Origin of the sequence: Streptomyces chattanoogensis (assembly GCF_001294335.1) — a bacterium.
GTDB classification, from domain to species: domain Bacteria; phylum Actinomycetota; class Actinomycetes; order Streptomycetales; family Streptomycetaceae; genus Streptomyces; species Streptomyces chattanoogensis.
Genome location: NZ_LGKG01000001.1, coordinates 467,382 through 490,590, shown reverse-complemented (window position 1 = coordinate 490,590; position 23,209 = coordinate 467,382). Strand labels below are relative to the sequence as shown.

The following is a 23,209-nucleotide window of genomic DNA, read 5'->3' as shown; positions in this document are numbered from 1 at the left end:
CCATGACCAGGGGACGGATGGGACCGCGCAGTGCGGGGCAACGACCGCTACGAGGCTGACGACCACCTCTCGCAGTTCGAGGCCGAGATGGAGCGGCTGAAGACCGAGCGGGACAAGGCCGTCCAGCACGCCGACGACCTCGGCTACCAGGTCGAGGTGTTGCGCGCCAAGCTGCATGAGGCGCGCCGCAACCTCGCGGCCCGCCCTGCCTACGACAACGTCAGCCATCAGGCCGAGCAGCTGCTGCGCAATGCGCAGATCCAGGCGGACCAGCTGCGGTCGGACGCGGAGCGGGAGCTGCGCGAGGCGCGGGCGCAGACCCAGCGGCTGCTCCAGGAGCAGGCCGAGCGGCAGTCCCGGCTCGAGGCCGAGCTGCACGCCGAGGCGGTCACCCGCAGGCAGCGGCTCGACGAGGAGCTCAACGAGCGCCGCCAGACCGTCGAGTCGCATGTCAACGAGAACGTCGCCTGGGCCGAACAGCTGCGGGCCCGCACCGAGTCGCAGGCCCGCCGCCTCATGGAGGAGTCCCGGGCGGAGGCCGAGCAGGCGCTGGCCGCCGCACGGGCCGAGGCGCACCGGCTGGCCGAGCAGGCCCGCGAGCGGCTCGGCTCGGCGGCCGAAGAGGCCCGCACCGAAGCCGAATCCATCCTGCGCCGGGCGCGCACCGACGCCGAGCGGCTCCTGACCGCCGCCTCCAACCAGGCCCAGGAGGCCACCGATCAGGCCGAGCAGCTGCGGACCTCGGCCGGCACGGAGTCGGAGGAGGCGCGCCGTCAGGCGGCCGAGCTGACACGCGCCGCCGAGGCGCGGGTCCAGGAAGCGGATACGGCGCTGCGCGAGGCGCGCGCCGAGGCCGAGAAGCTGGTCGAGGAGGCCCAGCAGACCGCGGGCAAGCGGCTGTCGGCCGCCGAGTCGGAGAACGAGCAGCGCACCCGTACGGCGAAGGCGGAGATCGCGCGGCTGGTCGGCGAGGCCACCAAGGAGGCCGAGGCGCTCAAGGCCGAGGCCGAGCAACTGCGCGCGGACGCCCGCACGGAGGCCGAGCGGCTGGTCGCCGAGGCACAGGAGAGCGCGCGGGCCAAGGTCGCGGAGGACTCCGCGGCGCAGCTGGCCAAGGCGGCGCGTACGGCCGAAGAGGTGCTGAACAAGGCGTCGGAGGACGCCAAGGCCACCACCAAGGCCGCCGCCGAGGAGGCCGAACGGCTGCGCAAGGACGCCGAGTCCGAGGCGGACCGGCTGCGTGAAGAGGCGCATGACACCGCGGCGCAGCTCAAGGGCGCGGCGAAGGACGACACCAAGGAGTACCGCGCCAAGACCGTCGAACTCCAGGAGGAGGCACGGCGGCTGCGCGGGGAGGCGGAGCAGCTGCGGGCGGACGCGGTCGCCGAGGGCGAGCGGATCCGCAGCGAGGCGCGCCGGGAGGCCGTACAGCAGATCGAGGAGGCGGCCGGGTCCGCCGAGGATCTGCTGGGCAAGGCCAAGGCCGATGCGGAGGAGACCCGTTCGGGTGCCGTCGCGGAGAGCGAGCGGGTACGGACCGAGGCCATCGAGCGGGCCTCGGCGCTGCGCCGACAGGCCGAGGAGGCACTGGAGCGCGCCCGTGCGGAGGCCGAGCAGCTGCTGCTGGAGGGCACCCAGGCCGCCGAGACGCTGACGACGACGGCCGAGGAGAGCGCCCAGGAGCTGCGCGCGGAGACCGAGCGGGCCGTCGAGGAGAAGCGGGCCGAGGCGCAGGCCGAGCTGGACCGGCTGCGCAGCGAGGCCGAGAGCAGGGTCACCGCCGCCGAGGAGGAGCTGCGCGAGGCGCGCGCGGAGGCCGAGCGGCTGCGCCGGGAGACCCAGGAGGAGGCGGCCCGGCTCAAGGCGGAGGCCGCCGAGCGCCGGCGGACGCTGCAGCAGGAGGCCGAGGAGGAGGCCGAGCGGCTGCGCACCGAGGCCGCCACGGACGCGTCGTCGGCGCGCGCCGAGAGCGAGACGGTGGCCGCACGGCTGCGCAGCGAGGCGGCGGCCGAGGCGGAGCGGCTGCGGGCCGAGGCGCAGGAGACCGCGGACCGCGTACGTGCGGAGGCGGCGGCCGCCGCGGAGCGCACGGGTACGGAGGCGGCGCAGGCGCTGGCCGAGGCCCAGGAGGAGGCCGCGCGGCGGCGCCGGGAGGCCGAGCAGCTGCTGGGCGAGGCCCGCGAGGAGGCCCACCAGGAGCGCACCGCGGCGCGGGAACAGTCCGAGGAGCTGCTGGCGTCGGCCCGTACGCGGGTGAGCGAGGCGCAGGAGGAGGCCGAGCGGCTGGTCGAGGAGGCCGACCGGCGCGCGGGCGAGCTGGTCGCGGCGGCCGAGCAGACCGCACAGCAGGTACGGGACTCGGTCGCGGATCTGCACGAGCAGGCCGAGCAGGAGATCGCCGGGCTGCGGTCGGCCGCCGAGCATGCCGCGGAGCGCACCAAGAGCGAGGCGCAGGAGGAGGCGGACCGGGTCCGCACGGACGCCTACGACGAGCGCGAGCGTGCCTCGGAGGACGCGACGCGGTTGCGGCGGGACGCGCAAGAGGCGTCGGAGGCCGCGAAGTCGCTGGCCGAGCGGACGGTGGCGGAGGCCTTCGAGGAGGCCGAGCGGCTGCGTGCGGAAGCGGCCGGCGTCGTGGACGAGGCGCGGCGGGACGCCAATGCGGCGCGGTCGGAGGCCGCGGAGCAGGCGGACCGGCTGCTGTCGGAGGCGACCGCACAGGCCGAGAAGCTGGTCGGGGACGCCACGGCGAAGGCGCAGCAGCTGCGTACCGAGGCGTCCGACGCGCTGGCGTCGGGCGAGCAGGACGCGGCGCGGGCCCGCGCGGAGGCCCGGGACGACGCGAACCGTATGCGGTCGGACGCCGCCGGGCAGGCCGATGCGCTGATCACGGAGGCCCGTACCGAGGCCGAACGGATCGTCACCGAGGCCACCGAGCTCACCTCTTCGGCGCAGGACGACGCGAACCGCATGGTCCAGGAGGCCCGGCAGGCCGCCGACCGGCTGCGCTCGGAGGGCGAGCAGCAGGCTCAGGCCCTGGTCGCCGAGGCGTCCCGGACCGCGGAGCGGCTGCGGGCCGAGGCGGCCGAGGCGCTCGAGACGGCGCGGGCGGACGCCGAGAAGACCGGCGACGAGGCGCGCAAGGCGGCCAACAAGACGCGGTCGGACGCCGCGCAGCAGGCCGACGAGCTGATCGCGGAGGCCGGTACGGAGGCCGAGCGGCTGCGCACGGAGGCGGCGAAGACCACCGCCACCGCCGAGCAGGACGCGGACCGTACCCGGGCCGAGGCCCGCCGGCAGGCGGACGAGATGCTGGCCGCGGCCACCGCGGAGGCGGACCGGATGCGGACGGACGCGGCCGAAACGGTCACCGCCGCGCAGGAGCACGCCAATCGCACCCGTAACGAGTCCGCGAAGGTCAAGGAGGACGCCGAGGCCGAGGCGGAGCGGCTGCGCACGGAGGCCCAGCAGGAGTCGGACCGGCTGCTGGACGAGGCCCGCAAGGACGCCGCCAAGCGCCGCGGGGACGCCGCCGAGCAGGCCGACCAGCTCATCGCCAAGGCCCAGGAGGAGGCGCTCAAGACGGCCACGGCCGCCGAGGAGCAGGCCGACACGATGGTCGGGGCGGCCCGCAAGGAGGCCGACCGGATCGTCACCGAGGCGACGGCGGAGGGCAACGCGCGGGTGGAGAAGGCCCGCACGGACGCCAACACCCTGCTGGAGGAGGCCCGCGGGGACTCCACCGCCATCCGGGACCGTGCCGAGGAGCTGCGGGTCCGGGTCGAGGGCGAGGTCGAGGAGCTGCACGACCGGGCCCGCCGGGAGTCGGCGGAGGCGATGAAGAACGCCGGCGAGCGGGTCGACAAGCTCATCGCGCAGGCCACCGCGCAGCAGGTGGAGGCCAAGGAGAAGGCCGACCGGCTGCTGTCGGAGGCGAACAGCGAGGCGAGCAAGGTCCGGATCTCGGCGGTCAAGAAGGCCGAGGGTCTGATCAAGGAAGCTCAGAACAAGCGGGCCGAGGCGGAGCGCAACGCGGAGCGGTTGCGTGCCGAGGCGGAGGCCGAGGCCGCCCGGATCGTGGAGGAGGGGAAGCGCGAGCTGGAGGTCCTGGTGCGCCGGCGGGAGGACATCAACGCCGAAATCTCCCGCGTTCAGGACGTATTGGTGGCATTGGAGTCCTTCGAGGCGCCCGCGGGCGGCGCGGAGGGCAAGGGGGGCGTCAAGGCGTCCGCGGGAGCGGGCGCAACTCGTTCGAGTGGCAAGCCGCCTGAAGGGTAGCCACTCGAATGAGGGGTCATTCTCCATTCCAAACGTGCAACGACTCGATGACACGCCGTTAAGACCCCTAGGATTCCCCTTATCACCTCACCGGTCTCTTTCGACAGGAACCCCATGAGCGACACTTCCTCCCCCTTCGGCTTCGAGCTCGTGCGGCGTGGTTACGACCGCGGTCAGGTGGACGACCGCATTACCAAGCTCGTCGCTGACCGCGACAGTGCGCTGGCCCGCATCACGTCGCTGGAAAAGCGGATCGAGGAGCTGCACCTCGAGACGCAGAACGCCCAGGCTCAGGTCAACGACGCCGAACCGTCCTACGCAGGCCTCGGTGCGCGCGTCGAGAAGATCCTCCGTCTCGCTGAGGAGGAGGCCAAGGACCTGCGCGAGGAGGCCCGCCGGGCCGCCGAGCAGCACCGCGAGCTGGCCGAGTCGGCTGCCCAGCAGGTCCGTAACGACGCCGAGTCGTTCGCCGCCGAGCGCAAGGCGAAGGCGGAGGACGAGGGCGCCCGGATCGTCGACAAGGCCAAGGGCGAGGCTGCCTCGCTGCGGGCCGAGGCGCAGAAGGACGCGCAGTCCAAGCGCGAGGAGGCGGACTCCCTCTTCGAGGAGACCCGGGCCAAGGCCGCGCAGGCGGCGGCGGACTTCGAGACCAACCTCGCCAAGCGCCGCGAGCAGTCCGAGCGCGACCTGGCCTCGCGTCAGGCCAAGGCGGAGAAGCGTCTGGCCGAGATCGAGCACCGCGCCGAGCAGCTGCGCCTGGAGGCCGAGAAGCTGCGGACGGACGCCGAGCGCCGGGCCCGCCAGACGGTGGAGACCGCCCAGCGCCAGGCCGAGGACATCGTCGCCGACGCCAACGCGAAGGCCGACCGTATCCGCAGCGAATCCGAGCGCGAGCTCGCGGCCCTCACCAACCGCCGCGACTCCATCAACGCGCAGCTGACCAACGTCCGCGAGATGCTGGCGACGCTGACCGGTGCGGCGGTGGCCGCGGCCGGCGCCCCCGGCGAGGAGGAGCCCATCTCCCGCGGCGTCCCCGCCCAGCAGAGCCGCTGACCGGCCCCGCTGCCGGCTTTCCGCGCCCCCGTTCCGCCACTGGCGGCGGAACGGGGGCGCGGTCGTGTGACGGGGGCGCGTGCCCCGGTGGCGGGGGTCCTGGGGCGCCCTTAGCGTGCTGTACATGATCGAGCTCCAGGGTCTGACCAAGCACTACGGCGACAAGGTGGCGGTGGACCACCTCACCTGCACGGTGCGGCCCGGCATCGTCACCGGCTTCCTCGGCCCCAACGGCGCGGGCAAGTCGACGACCATGCGGATGATGCTCGATCTGGACAACCCGACCGAGGGCACGGTCCGTATCGACGGCCGGCACTACCGCCGCCTGCGGAATCCGCTGACGTCCATCGGCGCGCTGCTGGACGCGAAGGCGATACACGGCGGCCGGAGCGCCTACCACCATCTCCTGTGCCTGGCACAGAGCAACGGCATCCCGCGCGCCCGGGTCGACGAGGTGCTGGACACCGTGGGCCTGACCTCGGTCGCCAAGAAGCGCACCAAGGGCTTCTCGCTCGGCATGGGCCAGCGGCTGGGCATCGCCGCGGCGCTCCTCGGCGACCCGCAGGTGCTGCTCTTCGACGAGCCGGTCAACGGCCTCGACCCCGAGGGCATCCACTGGATCCGCCATCTGATGAAGGACCTCGCGGCGCAGGGCCGCACCGTTTTCGTCTCCTCGCACCTTATGAGCGAAATGGCGCTCACGGCCGACCATTTGATCGTGATCGGCCAGGGCCGTCTGATGGCGGACACCTCGATGGCCGCGTTCATCCGGGAGAACTCCCGCTCGTACGTCCGGATGCGCTCCCCGGAGCAGGAGCAGCTGCGGGACCTGCTGCATGCCGAGGGCATCACTGCGGTGGCCGTCGGCGACGGCTCGCTGGAGGTCGACGGCGTACCGGCCGCCCGGCTGGGCGAGATGGCCGCCCGCGGCCGGGTCGTCCTGCATGAGCTGAGCCCCCGGCAGGCCTCACTGGAAGAGGCGTTCATGCAGCTCACCGCCGCGTCCGTGGAGTACCACGCACACGAGGACCGGCGGGTGGCGGTGCGGCCCCCGGGGCCGCCGCCGGCCGGCCCGCCGGTGCAGCCCGAAGGCTGGGGCGCCGACTGGGACGCGCACCGGCGGCAGAGGAAAGGAAGCTGACCCGATGGCGGTGGTCCCGCAGGTCCTGCGCTCGGAATGGACCAAGATCAGATCGGTACGGTCGACGGTGTGGACCCTGGGCACGGCCGTGGTGGTCACCATCGCCCTGGGCGTCCTGATCTGCACCCTGGCCAGAACCGACTTCGCCTCGATGTCGGCCCACGCCCGGTTCGCCTTCGACCCCACCAACATCAGCTTCGCCGGAATGGGGCTGGGCCAGCTCGCCATGATCGTCTTCGGTGTCCTGGTGGTCTCCAACGAGTACAGCACCGGCATGATCCGGGCCTCGCTCGCCGCCGTACCGCAGCGCGCCACCTTCCTGTTCTGCAAGCTGCTGGTGGCCACCGCACTGGTCCTCGTCGTGGGCCTGGCGACGAGTTTCGCGACGTTCTTCGCGGGCCAGGCGGCCCTGGGCGACCACCGCGCGGACATCGGGGATCCCGGAGTCCTGCGCGCCGTGATCGGCGGCGGCCTCTATATGACCCTGATCGCGCTGTTCTCCATGGGCGTCGCCGCGATGCTGCGCAGCCCCATGCTCTCGCTGGGCATCCTCATGCCCTTCTTCTTCCTCATCTCCAACATCCTCGGCAATGTCTCGGCCACCCGGAAAATCGGCCGCTACCTTCCCGACCAGGCCGGCCAGAAGATCATGCAGGTGGTGCCGAGAGCCGTCGACGATGTGCCGTACGGCCCCTGGGGCGGCCTGGGCATCATGATCGCCTGGACGCTGGCGGCACTGGCGGGCGGGTTCGTGGTGCTCGAGAAACGCGATGCGTGATGCGTGGCGCTGCGCTGGGCTTTGGCCGTACGTTTTCGGCTTTGCCGCCGTGAGGGTTGCTCCGGGTTCGCCTGCGGCCGGTCCGCTGCGCTTTGCCTGGGCCGTACGTTGTCGACTCTCCCGCCGCGGAGCCCTCTCGGCGCTGCGCCCCTCCGCTGCGCTTGACCGCGCCCCACGTTTCCGGCTTTCCCGCCGTGGTGTCTTCTCGACGTTGCGCCTGCGGCGGGCGGTGCCGCTGCGCGGGGCTGTTCGGCAGCGGCGCCGGGCCTCCACGGCTCCGCCACTACAGCCCGTCGCCTCCCCGTCGGGGGGTGGGGAAGAACTGTGGGGGCCCGCGTCTCTCTCCGCTCTCCCGATTAACGGGAACCGTCAACGCACCGATAGCCTCATAACTCTCACGGGGGTACGAGGGCGCCTCTGCCCCGACCACCACGCGAGGGGCGGAGAATGATCGAGGCAGTCGGCCTGACGAAGCGCTACGGCGCCAAGACGGCCGTACACAACCTGTCGTTCCAGGTCAGGCCGGGCACCGTTACCGGCTTCCTGGGACCCAACGGCTCCGGCAAATCGACCACGATGCGGATGATCCTGGGGCTGGACACACCCACCTCAGGACACGCCACCATCGCCGGCCGTCCCTTCCGCAGGCTGTCCAACGCGCCCCGCCAGGTGGGCGCCCTGATCGACGCCAAGGCCGTGCACGGCGGCCGCAGCGCGCGCAACCACCTGCTGAGCCTCGCCCAGCTCTCCGGCATCCCGGCCGGCCGGGTCGACGAGGTGCTCGGCGTGGTGGGCCTCCAGGGCGTCGCCAACCGGCGTTCCAAGGGCTTCTCGCTCGGTATGGGCCAGCGGCTGGGCATCGCCGCGGCGCTCCTCGGCGATCCGCAGGTGCTGCTCTTCGACGAGCCGGTCAACGGCCTCGACCCCGAGGGCATCCTCTGGGTCCGCAATCTGATGAAGCAGCTGGCGGCCGAGGGCCGTACGGTCTTCGTCTCCTCGCACCTGATGAGCGAAATGGCGCTCACCGCCGAGCACTTGATCGTGATCGGCCGCGGGCAGCTGCTGTCGGACATGCCGGTCAAGGATTTCATCTCGGCCAACTCCGCCGACTTCGCCCGGGTCCGTACCCCCGACACCGAGCCCGAGCAGCGCGAGAAGCTGACCGCGGCGATCGGCGAGGCGGGCGGACAGGTCACGCCGGAGGCGGACGGCGCGCTGAAGGTGACCGGGCTGCCGCTCCCCCGGATCAGCGATCTCGCGCATGACGCCGACGTCCGGCTGTGGGAGCTGTCGCCGCACCAGGCATCCCTGGAAGAGGCGTACATGCGGCTCACCCAGGGCGCCGTGGACTACCGCTCGACGGCCGACCAGCGGGCGGGCCTCCAGCAGCAGATGCCGGCCGGATATGCGCCCGGCCAGGGCCAGCCGCACCAGCCGTACGCGTACGCCCCGCAGGCGCCCGCCGCTCCGGGACCCGGTTACCCGCCGCCGGCCCAGGCGCCGGGTCACCCGTACGGGGCACCCGAGCATTACGGCGCACCCCACCCGTACGGGCAGCCGCCGCAGCCCGCCGCGCCCATGCCGCCGGGTGCCCAGCCCGCCGCCCCCGCCGCCATGCCCATGCCGCAGAACGAGGAAGCCCGATGACCAGCCCTCAGCAGCCGCAGCCTGAGCGCGGACCGCACGAGACCGGCGCGCAGCAGCCGATGCCGGCCGCACCGCCGATGCCGCCTACCGCGCCCCAGCCGGAGCAGCCCGCCGCCGCGCCCGCCCAGGAAGCCGGCACGATGATGCTCCAGGCGCAGCAGCCCCCGGCACCGGCCGCCCCCGGCCCCACGCTCGCCAAAGAGGCGGGCACGATGATGCTTCAGGCCCAGCCGCTCCCCCAGCAGCAGCCGCAGCAGCCCCAGCCGCAGCCGCTGGCCGCGCACGGCCCCGGCGGGGACGCGGGCACGATGATGCTCCAGGCCCAGGCCGCCCCGGCCCAGGCCCCCCAGCCGCAGCAGCAGCCGCAGGGCCGGCCCCCGGTCCCCCCGCAGGCCCAGCCGCAGCAGCAGCCCCACCAGCCGGCCGCCAACTGGCAAGGCGGACAACCCGGTTATGTCTCCCCGATCCCGGTGAACAACACCCACTTCGGCCACGCCCTGGCCTCCGAGTGGACGAAGATCCGCTCGGTGCGCTCGACGATCTGGACGCTGGGCGTGATGGTCCTGCTGATCGTGGGCGTCGGCCTGCTCACCGCCACCGCCATGTCGGGCCACGCGGTCAACCCGAAGCCCGCCTTCGGGTACTTCAGCGTCATGCTGGGCACCCTGTGCATCATCCCGCTCGGCGTCCTGGTGATCTCCTCCGAGTACGGAACGGGCATGATCCGTACGACCATGACCGCCTGCCCCAGCCGGGCCCGGGTGCTCGGCGCCAAGGTGATCGTGTTCTTCCTGCTCGCCTTTGTGATCACGACCCTGGCCACGACACTCGTCACGCTCGCCATGTCGGGCATGGTGGACGGCCGGGAGCCGACGACCGACGAATTCCTCCGGGCGACGGTGGGCGCCGGTCTCTACGTGTCGACGCTCGGCCTCCTGGCCCTGGCGGTCGGCTCGCTGCTGCGGCACTCCGCCGGCGCCATCAGCGCGTTGTTCGGTGTGGTCCTGCTGCCGATGCTGCTCGCGGTCTTCATGCTCGGCTCGGAGAGCCTCAGGTCGCTCTCCCAGGCGCTGATCAACTACTCCGTCCCCAACTCCCTGGCGACGCTGTACGGCATTCCGTTCCTCCCGGACGGCCCGCAGGGCTGGACACCGCTGGTGATCCTCGCCGGCGTCACCGCCGCCGCCCTCGCCGCCGCCTTCGTCGTCCAGGAGCAGCGGGACGTGTAGCACTCCCCGCCAGGCTCAGTACCTGGGCGCATTTCGGGACCGCTGGAGCCGCGCGCTCCGGCGGTCCCGTGCGTTCCAGCAGGCCTTGTGCCAGTGCCGCCGGTCGTCGACATCGCCGTACCGCGGCCAGGCGACGACATGCGGCACCCCAGGCGGGATCTCCTGGTCGCAGCCGGGGCAGCGGTAGTGCTTGGCCGCACCGGAACCGCCCACCAGCCGTACGATCCAGTCCTCGCCGCGCCATTCCTCGGTGGTTTCCAGGCCGTAACGGTCGCCGCCCGTGCGGTCGACGGGATTCGCACCGCCGCGCTGGCGGTTTCGACGCGGGGACACTGAGCACCTCGGGCTCTCTGCGGGGTCACGGGTTGTCACCAGCGTACGCGGCACGGTCAGGGCCGGACTCCCCCCGGCAGGTTTCTGCGATCATCGGGAAATTTCGCGTCAGGCCGTGCCCTTGGCACGTGTCGGACGTTGTTGCCTGTAAGGGGGAAGTCGCGTCGGCTGCGAGGAGGCAGAGAGCGATGCGCGTTGGGGCTTTCATCCTGGCCGCTCAATTTCCCGGTCAGGGACAGGGGGAAGCACTGCACCGCGCGGTGCGCTCCGCACAGGTGGCGGAGGAGGCCGGGCTCAGCGATGTCTGGCTGGCGGAACACCACTTCGTGCCGTACGGCGTCTGTCCGAATGCGGTGACGCTGGCCGCACTGCTGCTGGGCCGCACCCGCCGGATCGGCGTCGGCACGGCGGTCAGCGTGCTGCCGACCCAGCATCCGGTGGCGCTCGGTGAGCAGGCGGCGCTGCTGCATCTCACGTCCGAGGGCCGGTTCACGCTCGGTGTCGGCCGGGGCGGTCCCTGGGTGGATCTGGAGGTCTTCGGCGCCGGGCTCGACGCGTACGACCACGGCTTCCCGGAGTCCCTCGATCTGCTGCTGCGCTGGCTGCGCGAACCGCGGGTCGGCGCCGCGGGTGAGCGCTATGCGTTCCGGGAGGTGGCCGTCGTCCCGCGTCCCGACGAGGCGCTGACCGATCCGGACGACACCCCGTCCGGGCCGCCCGTGGTGGTCGCCTGCACCTCGCCCGCGTCCGTGCGCCTCGCCGCCGAGCGTGGGCTGCCGATGCTGCTCGGGATGCACTGCGGCGACGAGGAGAAGGCCGAGATGATCGCGCTGTGGCGGTCGGCGGCGCTGGCGGCCGGCCGGGATGCCGAGGAAGTGGCCGCGGCCGGGCATGTGTCGGCGGGCGTGGTGCAGATCGCCGACGCCCGCCGGGATGCCGTGGAGACCCTGACGAAGGCGATGCCCGGCTGGCTGCGGCAGGGGCTGGGCGCGCATGTCACGGTCGACGGCCGCTACCGCGCCATGCGGGATCCGCTGGCGTATACGGAGCTGCTGTGCTCGCTGCATCCGGTCGGCCCGCCGCGGCTGTGTGCGGACCGGCTGGCGGCCTCTGCGGAGCGCACGGGCATCCGGCGGTTCGCGCTGCTCGTCGAGGGCTCCGGCGATCTCGCGGCCACCGAGGAAAACGTCCGGCGGCTCGGCGCGGAGGTCCTGCCGCAGCTGGGGTGACTCCGCCGGACGGGGCGGAGCGGTGTGCGGTGTTTCCCCGGGTTCAGGCCGTCGTTCGGTGATGCTGCCGCCGACGCATGGACACGGCACGCGCCCCCCGCGTGGTGCGCAGCGGCAGCAACTCCGATCAGCAGTCGCGCAGTTCCGGCGACTGGTTCAGCAGCTGGCCCCGGATCGAGGTGAACTTGGCCAGGCGGTCGTCCACGGCCGGGTCGAGCGGGAAGACCGCCACCCGGTGGCAGTTCTGAAAAGCGAGGCGCACACCGAAGTGGCGCTCCAGCGAACCGCGGATGGCGTCACTCGCCAGCGCGCGCAGCAGCTGGCCGCGCGCCTGCTCGTCCGGCGGCGGCGTCTGGTTGTCGGCGAACTGACCGCCGTCGACCTTCAGCTGGGCCACCAGAGAGCTGATCATCCCCCATGCATAGGGCAGGGAGTTCCGGACGCAGTCGACAAATGCGGCTTCGTCGACCTCGCCTCGCTCGGCCTGTTCGAGGAGGGCCGGTGAGACGTCGAGCGACATGAGGTTCTCCTCTCGCGGCCCCGCCGGGACGGACGGGGCCTAGGGACGGGACAAGGGGTTCCGCGACGCAGCGTGTTCGCCTCACAACCCCCCGCTTCAACGGTATGCCGCGCAAGAGGCCCGCACCAGGAGATTGCACATACAACCGGCCAAAGGCGAGCGCCGGGGGTGCGGGGATTTCCCCCGTAAAGAGACCGTGGCGCAAGGGCGAATCGCGCGGGCGGGCCCCCGTCGAGTAGCGTTTCGCCCCATGCGTCTCGTCATCGCCCGCTGCTCCGTGGACTACGCGGGCCGGCTCACTGCCCACCTCCCCTCAGCCCCCCGCCTCATCCTGGTGAAGGCCGACGGCTCCGTCTCCGTTCACGCGGACGACCGGGCCTACAAACCCCTCAACTGGATGTCCCCGCCCTGCTCCCTCAAGGAGGGCGACGGCGATGTCTGGACGGTGGAGAACAAGGGTGGCGAGAAGCTCATCATCACCCTGGAGGAGGTCCTGCACGACTCCTCGCACGAACTCGGCGTCGACCCCGGCCTGATCAAGGACGGTGTGGAGGCCCATCTCCAGGAGCTGCTCGCCGACCGGATCGAGACCCTCGGCGAGGGCTACTCCCTTATTCGGCGTGAATACCCCACTGCCATTGGCCCCGTGGATATCTTGTGCCGCGACGCGGACGGCCAGACCGTGGCCGTCGAGATCAAGCGGCGCGGCGAGATCGACGGTGTCGAGCAGCTCACCCGCTATCTCGAACTCCTCAACCGCGACCCGCACTTGGCGCCCGTCAAGGGCATCTTCGCAGCTCAGGAGATCAAGCCACAGGCACGGGTACTGGCCACGGACCGCGGTATCGGCTGTGTCGTCCTGGACTACGACGGCCTGCGCGGCATCGAGGACGACAAGTTGCGGCTGTTCTGACGCTGCAGGGCCGCCCCTGGTTGACGGGGCGGCCCTGCAGCGCAGGCCGTGCGGGCCTCAGGCGGTGGTTTCGGCGGCCGACGGGCTGTCGGTGCCGGAGGGGGTCTGGCCGGAGCCGGACGGGGTGCCCGAGGCGGATGCCGAGGTCGAGCCTTCGGGGCTGGACGACGAGGAAGCGCTGTCCGTACCGGCGGCCTGCGACGGGCTCTGGGTCGTCGGCTTGTCGGTCGGGTCCTGGGTCGGCGTCGGGTCCGTCGGCTCGTCGGTCGGGTCCTGCGTCGGCGTGGGCCGGGTCGGCCGGCTCGTGGGGGTGTGGCTCGGCCCGGTCGGCCCGGACGTCGGCTTGGTGGGACTTCCGGTCGGCTCCGTCGGGCCGGGCGTCGGCCCCGTCGGCCGCGCACTGGGGTCGGACGGCGCCTCGCCGGTGGCCGATTCGCTCGGCGACGGGGACCCGCCGTCCTTGTTGCGGGAGTCGGCGGGGGTGGACCGCCCGGGACCGGAGGACGGCAGGCGGGAGCCCGTGTCGGGCCGCTTGATCGGCAGATCCGGGTTCTCGCCGTCCGGAGTGGTCTGCTCCGAGGTGACGTGGCCGCCGTCCTTGGTGTCGTCACCGGAGGTCATCCCGAGGGTGATGGCGGTGCCGAGCACGGCCACCAGGAGCGCACCGGCACCCGCGGCGACGAGGTTGCGCCGGGCCGTCCGCCTGGTTCCCGTACCGGTGGCCGCAAGGACGGTGGTGGCCTCGGTGCCCGCCGTGTCCAGGGCGGCGGCCGTCGCGGCCTTCCCTCCGGGCCGCGGCACCCGCAGCTTGGCCGTGGAGACGGCGTCGGGCGACGCGGCCGCCGGAACCTTCGGCGCGCCCTCGGCCGGTGTGCCCGCGTCGGGGGCCGCGTCGGAGCCCGTGTGGGTGCCGGCCCTGGGTCCGACGGGCTTGATGACGGTGGTGTCGGCGGCCGCCGATTCGGCCCGCGTACGGTCGCTGACCAGCGCCAGCGCCCGCCGCCCCGCGACCGCGCCCCGGCGGTCGGAAAGCACCCCGCGCAGCCCGATGGACGCCTCCAGCTCGGCCCGCGCCCGGTCGACGTTGCCGGTGCACAGCGCCAGCACTCCCAGCTCGTGGTGGAAGTAGGCCTCCTCCGCGACCTCACCGGCCAGCCGCGCGGCCTCCTGGCCGTGCCGCAGGCTGCGCTCCCAGGCGCTCCAGTGCAGCGCCGCGGCGAACGCGGGCGCGGCCGTACGGGCGAGCAGCACCGCCGCGCTGGCGTGGCCGCTCTCCCGGCTGCCGGTCAGTACGGCCATCGCGGACAGCACCGCATCCGCCTCGGCGGCGGCCCGCTCGGGGGTGACCGAGGGGTGACCGGCCCACCAGGCGTAGTGCTGGGCGGCGGTGTGCGCCCGGGCGGCGGCGCCCTCGGCGTAGCCGGCGGCCGTGAGCTGTTCCCGGACGGTCGCGGCGAGCCGGTAGTGGGACCCGGCCGGGCTGATCAGGCCCGCGCCCAGCAGTTCGCCGAGGACGGAGTCCGCCTGGGTGTCCGTGGTGAGCGCCGGCAGATGCGACTGGTGCGGCAGTTCGCCGCCGAGCGCGACCGCGAAGCGCAGGGTCTCCTGGGCGGCGGCGCCGAGCCGGCCGGCGAGCAGCGGTACGGGGGAGGCGGCCTCGCCGAGGGTGGGCAGCGGGCCGTCGGGGTGTGCGTCGGCGGCGGCCGTCTCGTCCTGGGGCTCGTCGGCGCCCGGTTCGGCGGGTGCCGCCTCGGACAAGGCCCGGTCGCGCCGGCGCAGCAGCGCCGCGGCCTGCACGAACCGCAGCGGCAGGCCCTCGGACTCGAACCACAGGTCCGCGGCCCAGGCCTCCTCGTCGGCGGTGAGCGTGCGGTCCACGGCACGCTCCAGCATCCGTACGCAGGCGCCGCGCCCGATACCGCCGAGAAAGACCTCCTCGAGGGGGGAACCCGCGCTGGGGGCCGGGACGTCGGGGGTGGCGGCGAGGAGGAAGGCGCACTCGGGGGTGGCGTCGAGCAGCTCGTCGAGCCCGGCGCCGCCGAATTCCAGGTCGTCCAGGACGACGATCGCGCCGATGTCGGCGAGCCTGCGCAGCAGCTCCGGCCGGTCGGGGCGGTGCTGCGGGGCGCGGTAGACGGCGCCGAACAGCGCGTACATCACATCGGTGGGGGTGCGGTGGTAGCCGGACAGCCGGATGACGCCGTCGGGGGCGAGATCGGCGCAGGCGGTGGCGACGGCGTCCAGCAGTCGGGTGCGGCCCGATCCCGAGGGGCCGGTCACCCGGACGGACCGGCCGCGGGAGAGCAGCCGTACCAGGCGTTCGGTGTCCTCGGAGCGCTCCTCGAGGACGGTCTCGTGCCCGGCGGATCCGGGCGGGCCCGACGGCACCGGGGGCGCGGCGGCGCGGGCGGCCTCGGCGCGCATCGCCGGGCCGAGCTTGCCGGGGACGGCCGGGCGCTCACCGGGCGGGCAGGGCTCTATCTCGCTGCCGTCGATGGGGTTGACGGTGACGAGGTAGCCGCCCGAGACCAGACGTACGACGCGGGCCTGGCCGCCGGAACCCTCCTGCGGGGTGCCGGACGGGGGTGTCGGCGTCTCGGCAGGCTGATCCTGCGCACCGTACTCCTCAGGTCCCCGGTTCGTGTTCGGGTCCATGCTGCAAGCTCCCAGATCTGGCGTTCCCGACTGCTCTTCCGGCCGTTCGCACCCCCGGCTGCGGCCGGGATTTCCTGGCCGTGGCGTCTGGTCTGGTCCGGTGCCCCTCGTGTGGATGGCATACGGCGGGCAACCGAACCTTAGACCGGGGACGCGGCGGAGCACATCGCCGGGGCCCGGCAGCGCCCCGAACACACCGAAGGCACCGATCGCGCCGTTCGCCCCGAGTCACCCGGAAAGTCGTGTCGGGGGCAGATTCTCCACTTTCCCGCGGGCGCTGCGCCACCGGTGCCTCATGCACGGCTCATCCGCGCCTTATACGCGAGGAAGCGATTCCGCTTCGATGCCGCCCTCGATGGCGAGGATGCGGTGCAGCCGGGTGGCGACCAGGAGGCGCTGCATCTGGGGCGGCACACCGCGCAGCACCAGCCGGCGGTTGACCCGGCCCGCGCGGCGGTGCGCTCCCATGATCACGCCGAGGCCGGTGGCGTCCCAGGAGTCCAGCTCGGTCAGGTCCAGTACGAGATCACCGTGGCCGGAGTCGACGGCGGTGTGCAGTGCCGTTCGGGCGTCCGCCGCGCTGCGGACGTCGAGGCGGCCCCCGACGACCAGCTCGACGTGGTCGCCCCTGATGTGCATATGCGCTCCCCGGTTGATGGACCCGTTCGACATGGGCCTGCCGCCCTTGGCGTCCACAGACCCCCTTGACGTCTACAGAACTGACTGCCTTTCATGCGGCGAAGTTGCCGCCTGTAAGCGAACCGATACCGAATTCACCCCACAGGGTGATCGCGTCGGGCCGGTTCCACGGTTCACCGGCCCTGACGCGGTATCAGCACCGTCAGTGCTCGTAGAACCCCTGCCCACTCTTGCGGCCGATATCGCCCGCATCCACCATGCGCCGCATGAGCTCCGGCGGCGCGAACTTCTCGTCCTGGGACTCGGTGTAGATGTTCTCGGTCGCGTGCATCAGGATGTCGATGCCCGTCAGATCGGCGGTGGCCAGCGGTCCCATGGCGTGCCCGAAGCCCAGCTTGCAGGCGATGTCGATGTCCTCGGCGGTGGCCACACCGGACTCGTAGAGCTTGGTCGCCTCGACGACCAGCGCCGAGATCAGCCGGGTGGTGACGAAACCGGCGACATCGCGGTTGACGACGATGCAGGTCTTGCCGACCGACTCGGCGAATTCCCGTGCGGTGGCGAGCGTTTCGTCGCTGGTCTTGTAGCCGCGTACCAGCTCGCACAGCTGCATCAACGGCACCGGCGAGAAGAAATGGGTGCCCACGACCCGCTCGGGGCGGGTGGTGGCCGCAGCGATCTTGGTGATCGGGATGGCGGAGGTGTTGGAGGCCAGCACCGCCTCGTCCTTGGCGAGCTTGTCCAGCGACTGGAAGATCTCCCGCTTGACCTCGATCTTCTCGAAAGCCGCCTCGACAACGATATCGGCGTCGGCGACGGCTTCCAGGTCGGTCGTGGTGGTGATCCTGGCCAGCGCCTGTTCGGCGGCGGCCGCCTCCAGCTTCCCCTTGCTGACGAACTTCTCGTACGAGGCCTCGATGCCGCCCTTGCCGCGGGCCAGCGCCTCGTCCGTCACATCGCGGAGGACGACGTCCCACCCCGCCTGGGCGGAGACCTGCGCGATACCGGACCCCATGAGTCCGGCCCCGATGACGGCGAGCTTCTTTGCCACTGCTGTCCCCTCACACCCTGTGCACTTGAGAGCCTGTCGGTCCTGGGTGACGTTAGCGGTCGTTGGCGATCCTTTGGCAGGTAAGAGATGCGCGTCACGTCTCAAATGACGGACCTCACACCGAAGGGCCCCGGAAGCAGCACGGAAGGCCGTCAGTCGTCCGCCCGTACGGCGTAGTTGAGCACCTTTTCGCTCAGTAGGTCCTCCATCTCGTCCAGGAGGACGAGGGCCTCGCGCGACACGACGTCGGGCTTGCGGCCGGCCATCATCTCCTGGCCGATGGCCATCATCAGGGACTGGTGGACCCAGTTGATCTGGCCGGCGATCAGACCGGGCAGCGGATCGTCGTCCGCGGCGCCGGTCTCCTGCCGGAGGGTGCTTTCCAGGTTCTCGTACTGCTCCCGCTGGATGTGCCACATACGGGCCTGCAGGGTCGCCGATTCCTGAACGACCTTCATGAAGCGGGCGTAGCCCTCGATGAGCCCGACCTTGGGCGAAACGGACTCGACCTCGCTGCGCAGCTCCCGCAGAACCGCGGCGGCGGCCGACTCCCCCGCGTCCCGGGCCCGTACGAACCGCGACAGCCGGTCGATGAGGCCCTTGCTCCGGTCGAGGAAGAGGTCCTCCTTCGCCGGGAAGTAGTTGTAGACGGTGTTGACGGAGACGTTCGCCGCCTCGGCGATCTCCGCCATGGGCACCGCGTCGAAGCCGCGCTCCAGGAAGAGACCGGTCGCCATGTCCGAGATGTACTGGCGGGTCTGCCGCTTCTTCCGCTCCCTGAGTCCCTCTGCCATGCCTTTACCCTACCCGCTCATTGGGCTCCATGAAATTTTGGGGGCGTTGCAATTTTGGTGTCTGTCTGTTTATCTGTGCGGCATGCCAGCCATCAGCGTGTCCGGACTCTCCCGGACCTTCACCACCAAGCGCGGCCCCGTAGAGGCCGTACGCGGAATCGACCTCACCGCCGAGCGCGGCGAGATCCTCGGCTTCCTCGGCCCCAACGGCGCGGGCAAGACCACCACCCTGCGGATGCTGACGACCCTGCTGGCGCCCACCGGCGGCAGCGCGACCATCGCCGGGTGCGACCTGGTCCGCGATCCGGCGGGGGTGCGCCGCGCCTCCGGTTACGTCGCCCAGTCCGGCGGCGTCGACCCCCACGTCTCGGTCCGCGAGGAGCTGGTCACCCAGGCCCGCCTCTACCGTCTGACCAAGGCCCAGGCCGTTGCCCGTACCGAGGAGTTGGCCGCCGACCTCGGCCTGACCGGAGTGCTGGACCGCAGGACGGCCGCGCTCTCCGGCGGCCAGCGGCGGCGGCTGGACATCGCGATGGGCCTCACCCACCGCCCTCACGTGCTCTTCCTCGACGAGCCGACCACCGGGCTCGACCCCGGCAGCCGCGCCGACCTGTGGGACCTGGTCCGCCGGATCCGCGCCGAGCACGGCACCACGGTCTTTCTGACCACCCACTACCTCGACGAGGCGGACGCGCTCGCCGACCGGCTGGTGATCGTCGACAAGGGCGTGGTGGTCGCCGACGGCACCCCGGACGCCCTCAAGCGCACCCACGCCGGCTCCCCCGACGCGTCCCTCCAGGACACCTTCCTCGCCATCACCGGGCGCGACTCCGCTCCCAAGGACACCGCCCCGCTCGCCGTCTGACCCCGCTCGTCATCCAGGAGTACGTCTTGTCACCGTTCCTGTCCGACACCGCGCTGATCTTCGGGCGCTATGCCCGCCAGACCCTGCGCTCCAGACTCCAGATGCTCTTCGGTGTCCTGATGCCGCTGCTGTATCTCCTCTTCTTCGGGCCGCTGCTCACCGACCTCCCCCTCTCCTCCGCCGGCACCTCCTGGCAGCTGCTGGTGCCCGGCCTGCTGCTCCAACTCTCCCTGTTCGGGGCGGCGTTCTGCGGATTCGGCATCATCGTCGAGAAGCAGTACGGGGTCATCGAGCGGATGCGGGTCACCCCGGTGAGCCGGCTGGCCCTGCTGCTGGGCCGGGTGCTGCGGGACGCCGCGCTCTTCGTCCTCCAGGCCGTGCTCCTGGTCCTGGCCGCGCTGGTCATGGGCCTGCGGGCACCCCTGGCCGGCATCCTCATCGGCTTCGCCTTCGTCGCCGTACTGACCGCCGCGCTCGCTTCCCTCTCCTACGCGCTGGCGCTGAAGGTCACCTCCCCCCAGGAGTTCGGCCCGGTCGTCAACGCCGTCACCATGCCCTCGATGCTGCTGTCCGGGCTGATGCTGCCGATGACACTGGGTCCCCAGTGGCTCGATGTGCTCTCGCACTTCATGCCCTTCCGCTATCTCGTCGATGCGGTCCGGTCGGCGTTCGTCGGCTCGTACGCCTCCTCGGCCATGCTCTACGGCGTACTGGTCGCCCTCGGCCTGACAGCCGTGTCCATGGCGCTGTGCACCCGGGCGTTCCGCAGGGGCGCGGCGTAGGCTCGCCCGTATGGTGAATCTGACGCGCATCTACACCCGTACCGGCGACAAGGGCACCACCGCCCTCGGCGACATGAGCCGTACCGCCAAGACCGATGCACGGATCTCGGCCTACGCGGACGCCAACGAGGCCAATGCCGCCATCGGGGTGGCCCTCGCCCTCGGCTCGCTGCCGGACGAGGTGGCCACGGTGCTGCTGCGCGTACAGAACGACCTCTTCGATGTCGGCGCCGACCTGTCGACGCCGGTGGTGGAGAACCCCGAGTTCCCGCCGCTGCGCGTCGAACAGGCCTATATCGACAAGCTGGAGGCCGACTGCGACCGCTTCCTGGCCGACCTGGAGAAGCTCCGCAGCTTCATCCTCCCCGGCGGCACACCCGGCGCCGCCCTGCTCCACCAGGCCTGCACGGTCGTCCGCCGCGCGGAGCGCTCCACCTGGGCCGCCTTCGAGGAACACGGCGAGACCATGAATCCGCTGACCGCCACGTACCTCAACCGCCTCTCCGACCTGCTGTTCATCTTGGCGCGGACGGCTAACAAGGAGGTCGGGGACGTGCTGTGGGTGCCCGGCGGCGAGCGCTAGCGGCCCGGAGACTTCTCGTGGGGGCGGTCCGGGATCTCCTGGGCCGCCGTACGGCGTGGGTCCTTCTTCGGCCAGATCGCATATGTCGCCGCGATGATCCCGTGAAGGACCGCGGCCTTGAGCGCCAGCCCCTGGAAGCCGCGCAGGGATGCGATGTGACCGTCGCCCACGTACCAGATGGCGATCTGGAGCAGGGCCACGGCCACGGCCGCGCCCAGCACCGTACGCAGCCACACCTTCGCCTCGTACCTGGCGCGCGCCGTCCCGTACGCCGGGGGCTTGACCGGCGGCGGCCCACCCGCGAAGCGGTGGGCGAAGTGCCCGTCGACCCAGCTGATCGTGGCGTGACCGTGGGCCACCGTGTAGCCGATGTACACGGCGGCCAGGCCGTGTTTCCAGTCCGCCGCCGCGCCGTTCTTCAAGTCGACGGCGGTGGCGACGAGCAGAACGAGTTCCAGTACGGGCTCCGCAAGGAGCACCGCCGCCCCGGTGCGCGGCATCCGTGCGAGATAGCGCAGGGCCAGACCGACGGCCAGGAGGACCCAGAAACCGACCTCACAGGTGATGATCAGCGTGACGACCATGGCGGTTTCCTCTCCCCGTTCCCCTCTGTGCCGCGTCGTGCCCTTGTGCACGGGCCTTTCAAGGCTCGCAGCGGCCGGCGCCGGCCACGTCGTCACCCGCGACGATCCGGCAGCCCGGGCACTGCATCTTTCGATGTAGCCGGGCGGCCTGCAGGGATGAGGCCGACTCGGGGACGGCGCGGCCCGGTGGCGTGTTGGATGGAGGAGTGCCCGACCCCACAGCCCGCATCCTCGCCGCCCCCCTCCGGCCGCACCGTCTCGACGTACTCGTCGCGGGCGGCGGGCTGCTGTGCGGGCTGCTGCTGTGGACGCTGCGGCTGCACGGCGGCCCCCCGCAGTTCGGGCTGCCCGCCTGGCTCACCCTGGTCTCGCTCACCGCGATGTCCGGGGCCGAGCTGCTGCGCCGTACGGCACCGCTGGCCGCGCTGGCCGTCGCCCTGCCTGCGCTGGCGCTGGACATCTGCAGCGGCACCCTGATCGCCACGGTCCTGATGTTCACCGATGTGGTCTATGCGGCGGTGCTCTACGGCCCCCCGGTCGCGGCCCGCCGCATCCCGCTCTACTGCGTGCTGGCGACGTTCCTGGCGACCGTCGTGCTGGCCGCGCTCTGGCACGACCCCCAGGTCGTGATCTTCAGCATCGCCATCGCCCTGGGCACCATCGCCCCGGCCTGGACGGGCGCGATCATCCGCAATCACCGCGACGCCGCACAGGCCGCCCGGCTCCGCGCCGAGCAGACCGCGCTGCTGGCCGAGATGGACCGCACCCAGGCGGTCGCCGGCGAGCGGGCCCGGATGGCGCGCGAGCTGCACGACCTGGTCGCGGGCCATCTCTCCGCGATCGCGATCCACGCCACCGCCGCGCAGACCATCGACGATCCGGCGGCCACCCGTGAGGCCCTCGGGGTCATCCGCGAGAACAGCGTGCAGGGTCTGGCCGAAATGCGCAGGCTCATCGGCCTGTTGCGGAAGGCGAAGGCGGGCGGGGACGGCGATGAGCCGGCCGCCACGCCCACCCTCGACGGGCTGGAGGCGCTGCTCGACCGGGCCCGTGCGAACGGCGCCGCCAGCGGGCTGTCCTTCCTCCTGGAAGCCCCCCGGTCCCTGCCCAAGCCGGTGGCGCCGGTCGAGCTCGCCGCGTACCGCATCGTCCAGGAGTCGCTGACCAATGCGCTCAAGCACGCCGCACCCGGCGAGGTCCTGGTGCGCCTCGCCCAGGACGGCGGCGGAGCTCTCACCGTCACCGTCCGCAGCCCGTACGACGACCGGCCGGGCCCGCGCGCGCCCGGCTCGGGTGCCGGGCTGACCGGGATGCGCGAGCGGATCGCCCTGCTGGGCGGGGAGTTCGAGGCCGGGCCGGAGAGCGCGGACGGTACGGTCTGGCTGGTGCGGGCCGCCCTGCCCGCCCCCGAGGAGGAAGCCCACCGATGATGACAGCCGCCACCGGACCGATCCGGGTCCTTGTCGCCGAGGACCAGTCCGCCGTACGGGCCGGGCTGGTGCTCATCCTGCGCTCGGCGCCCGATATCGAGGTGGTCGGGGAGGCGGTGGACGGCGAGGAAGCGGTACGGCTCGCCCGCGAGCTGCGCCCCGCCCTCGTCCTCATGGACGTCCAGATGCCCCGGCTGGACGGGGTCACCGCCACCCGGCGGATCGTCGCCGAGCAGCTGGCGGACGTGCTGGTGCTGACCACCTTCGACCTGGACGAGTACGTCTTCGGGGCGCTGCGCGCGGGGGCCGCGGGCTTTCTGCTCAAGGACAGCGACGCGGCGGCGCTGCTGACGGCGGTGCGTACGGTGGCGGCCGGCGAGGGGCTGATCGCGCCCGCGGTGACACGGCGGCTGATCGCGGAGTTCGCCGGGACCCGCACGGCACCGGGCGGGGCCCGCGCCGGCGACGCTCCCGACCCGTCCGTCCTGGACGCGCTGACGCCGCGCGAGCGAGAGGTGCTGGGGTGTCTGGGGCGGGGGCTGTCGAACGCCGAGATCGCGCTGCGGCTGGCGATGGCGGAGGCCACCGTCAAAACGCATGTCAGCCGGCTGCTGGGCAAGCTGGAGCTGCGCAGCCGGGTCCAAGCGGCCGTCCTGGCACAGGAGTTGGGGGTGGAGGGAGCCTAGGCGGGCCCGCGGCGGGGCC

General features: G+C 72.3%; 20 protein-coding genes. 13 read left to right on the top strand and 7 right to left on the bottom strand.

Annotated features, from left to right (window positions below):
• The first annotated feature begins 30 nt into the window (after positions 1-30).
• The 6 genes from scy to ADL29_RS40330 all read left to right on the top strand — a co-directional run bounded on the left by scy (position 31) and on the right by ADL29_RS40330 (position 10,126).
• The gene (gene scy / locus ADL29_RS02170; protein WP_053922053.1) at positions 31-4,278 is read left to right on the top strand and encodes a polarized growth protein Scy; all 4,248 of its coding nucleotides are present in this window, start codon (positions 31-33) and stop codon (positions 4,276-4,278) included.
• Between the two features lie 114 nt (positions 4,279-4,392).
• Positions 4,393-5,331: a coiled-coil domain-containing protein gene (locus ADL29_RS02165; RefSeq protein ID WP_053922052.1), complete on the top strand. Its 939-nt coding sequence runs from the start codon at positions 4,393-4,395 to the stop codon at positions 5,329-5,331.
• Between the two features lie 124 nt (positions 5,332-5,455).
• On the top strand, positions 5,456-6,472 hold the full coding sequence (locus ADL29_RS02160; protein ID WP_053922232.1) for an ATP-binding cassette domain-containing protein: 1,017 nt from the start codon (positions 5,456-5,458) through the stop codon (positions 6,470-6,472).
• 4 nt (positions 6,473-6,476) lie between these two features.
• The gene (locus tag ADL29_RS02155; RefSeq protein ID WP_053922051.1) at positions 6,477-7,250 is read left to right on the top strand and encodes an ABC transporter permease; all 774 of its coding nucleotides are present in this window, start codon (positions 6,477-6,479) and stop codon (positions 7,248-7,250) included.
• Between the two features lie 447 nt (positions 7,251-7,697).
• Complete coding sequence (locus tag ADL29_RS02150) at positions 7,698-8,897, top strand: ABC transporter ATP-binding protein (protein WP_053922050.1); 1,200 nt, start codon at positions 7,698-7,700, stop codon at positions 8,895-8,897.
• Positions 8,894-10,126, top strand: a complete 1,233-nt coding sequence (locus tag ADL29_RS40330; RefSeq protein ID WP_078970658.1) for an ABC transporter permease subunit — start codon at positions 8,894-8,896, stop codon at positions 10,124-10,126. Before ADL29_RS02150 ends, ADL29_RS40330 begins: the two co-directional genes overlap by 4 nt.
• A 15-nt stretch (positions 10,127-10,141) precedes the next feature.
• Here ADL29_RS40330 and ADL29_RS02140 read toward each other — a convergent pair whose 3' ends face one another.
• Entirely contained in the window at positions 10,142-10,459 is a 318-nt protein-coding gene (locus ADL29_RS02140; protein ID WP_053922049.1) for a hypothetical protein, read from the bottom strand.
• Between the two features lie 188 nt (positions 10,460-10,647).
• Here ADL29_RS02140 and ADL29_RS02135 point away from each other — a divergent pair, with 188 nt between their 5' ends.
• Positions 10,648-11,688 (top strand): LLM class flavin-dependent oxidoreductase, encoded by a 1,041-nt coding sequence (locus ADL29_RS02135; protein WP_053922048.1) that lies wholly within the window; start codon positions 10,648-10,650, stop codon positions 11,686-11,688.
• 127 nt (positions 11,689-11,815) lie between these two features.
• Here the strand turns inward: ADL29_RS02135 and ADL29_RS02130 are convergent, their stop codons facing one another.
• Entirely contained in the window at positions 11,816-12,208 is a 393-nt protein-coding gene (locus tag ADL29_RS02130; RefSeq protein WP_046925967.1) for an SCO5389 family protein, read from the bottom strand.
• A 250-nt stretch (positions 12,209-12,458) separates the two neighbouring features.
• On the opposite strand from ADL29_RS02130, the gene nucS reads away from it, so the two are divergent.
• Entirely contained in the window at positions 12,459-13,121 is a 663-nt protein-coding gene (nucS, locus tag ADL29_RS02125) for an endonuclease NucS (RefSeq protein WP_046925968.1), read from the top strand.
• Positions 13,122-13,178: 57 nt separating this feature from the next.
• Here the strand turns inward: nucS and ADL29_RS02120 are convergent, their stop codons facing one another.
• The 4 genes from ADL29_RS02120 to ADL29_RS02105 form a co-directional block, all read right to left on the bottom strand.
• Positions 13,179-15,776, bottom strand: a complete 2,598-nt coding sequence (locus ADL29_RS02120; protein WP_053922047.1) for an AAA family ATPase — start codon at positions 15,774-15,776, stop codon at positions 13,179-13,181.
• A gap of 315 nt (positions 15,777-16,091) precedes the next feature.
• The gene (locus ADL29_RS02115; RefSeq protein ID WP_030065555.1) at positions 16,092-16,415 is read right to left on the bottom strand and encodes an STAS domain-containing protein; all 324 of its coding nucleotides are present in this window, start codon (positions 16,413-16,415) and stop codon (positions 16,092-16,094) included.
• 202 nt (positions 16,416-16,617) lie between these two features.
• Complete coding sequence (locus tag ADL29_RS02110) at positions 16,618-17,466, bottom strand: 3-hydroxyacyl-CoA dehydrogenase family protein (protein ID WP_053922046.1); 849 nt, start codon at positions 17,464-17,466, stop codon at positions 16,618-16,620.
• A 152-nt stretch (positions 17,467-17,618) separates the two neighbouring features.
• Positions 17,619-18,260: a TetR/AcrR family transcriptional regulator gene (locus ADL29_RS02105; protein ID WP_053922045.1), complete on the bottom strand. Its 642-nt coding sequence runs from the start codon at positions 18,258-18,260 to the stop codon at positions 17,619-17,621.
• 82 nt (positions 18,261-18,342) lie between these two features.
• Here ADL29_RS02105 and ADL29_RS02100 point away from each other — a divergent pair, with 82 nt between their 5' ends.
• Genes ADL29_RS02100 through ADL29_RS02090 form a run of 3 tightly spaced genes read left to right on the top strand, consistent with a single transcriptional unit; the run spans position 18,343 to position 20,490 of the window.
• Entirely contained in the window at positions 18,343-19,125 is a 783-nt protein-coding gene (locus ADL29_RS02100; RefSeq protein ID WP_053922044.1) for an ABC transporter ATP-binding protein, read from the top strand.
• 26 nt (positions 19,126-19,151) lie between these two features.
• Positions 19,152-19,907, top strand: a complete 756-nt coding sequence (locus tag ADL29_RS02095) for an ABC transporter permease (RefSeq protein ID WP_078970657.1) — start codon at positions 19,152-19,154, stop codon at positions 19,905-19,907.
• Between the two features lie 10 nt (positions 19,908-19,917).
• The gene (locus ADL29_RS02090; protein WP_053922043.1) at positions 19,918-20,490 is read left to right on the top strand and encodes a cob(I)yrinic acid a,c-diamide adenosyltransferase; all 573 of its coding nucleotides are present in this window, start codon (positions 19,918-19,920) and stop codon (positions 20,488-20,490) included.
• Here the strand turns inward: ADL29_RS02090 and ADL29_RS02085 are convergent.
• Positions 20,487-21,074: a hypothetical protein gene (locus ADL29_RS02085; RefSeq protein WP_053922042.1), complete on the bottom strand. Its 588-nt coding sequence runs from the start codon at positions 21,072-21,074 to the stop codon at positions 20,487-20,489. The two genes, ADL29_RS02090 and ADL29_RS02085, sit on opposite strands and share 4 nt — an antisense overlap.
• 206 nt (positions 21,075-21,280) lie before the next feature.
• Between ADL29_RS02085 and ADL29_RS02080 the strand changes: the two genes are divergently transcribed.
• Both ADL29_RS02080 and ADL29_RS02075 read left to right on the top strand, forming a co-directional pair.
• Positions 21,281-22,504: a sensor histidine kinase gene (locus tag ADL29_RS02080; protein ID WP_078970656.1), complete on the top strand. Its 1,224-nt coding sequence runs from the start codon at positions 21,281-21,283 to the stop codon at positions 22,502-22,504.
• Complete coding sequence (locus ADL29_RS02075) at positions 22,501-23,190, top strand: response regulator (RefSeq protein ID WP_053922040.1); 690 nt, start codon at positions 22,501-22,503, stop codon at positions 23,188-23,190. The genes ADL29_RS02080 and ADL29_RS02075 overlap by 4 nt, the downstream gene beginning before the upstream one ends.
• Positions 23,191-23,209: the final 19 nt, after the last annotated feature.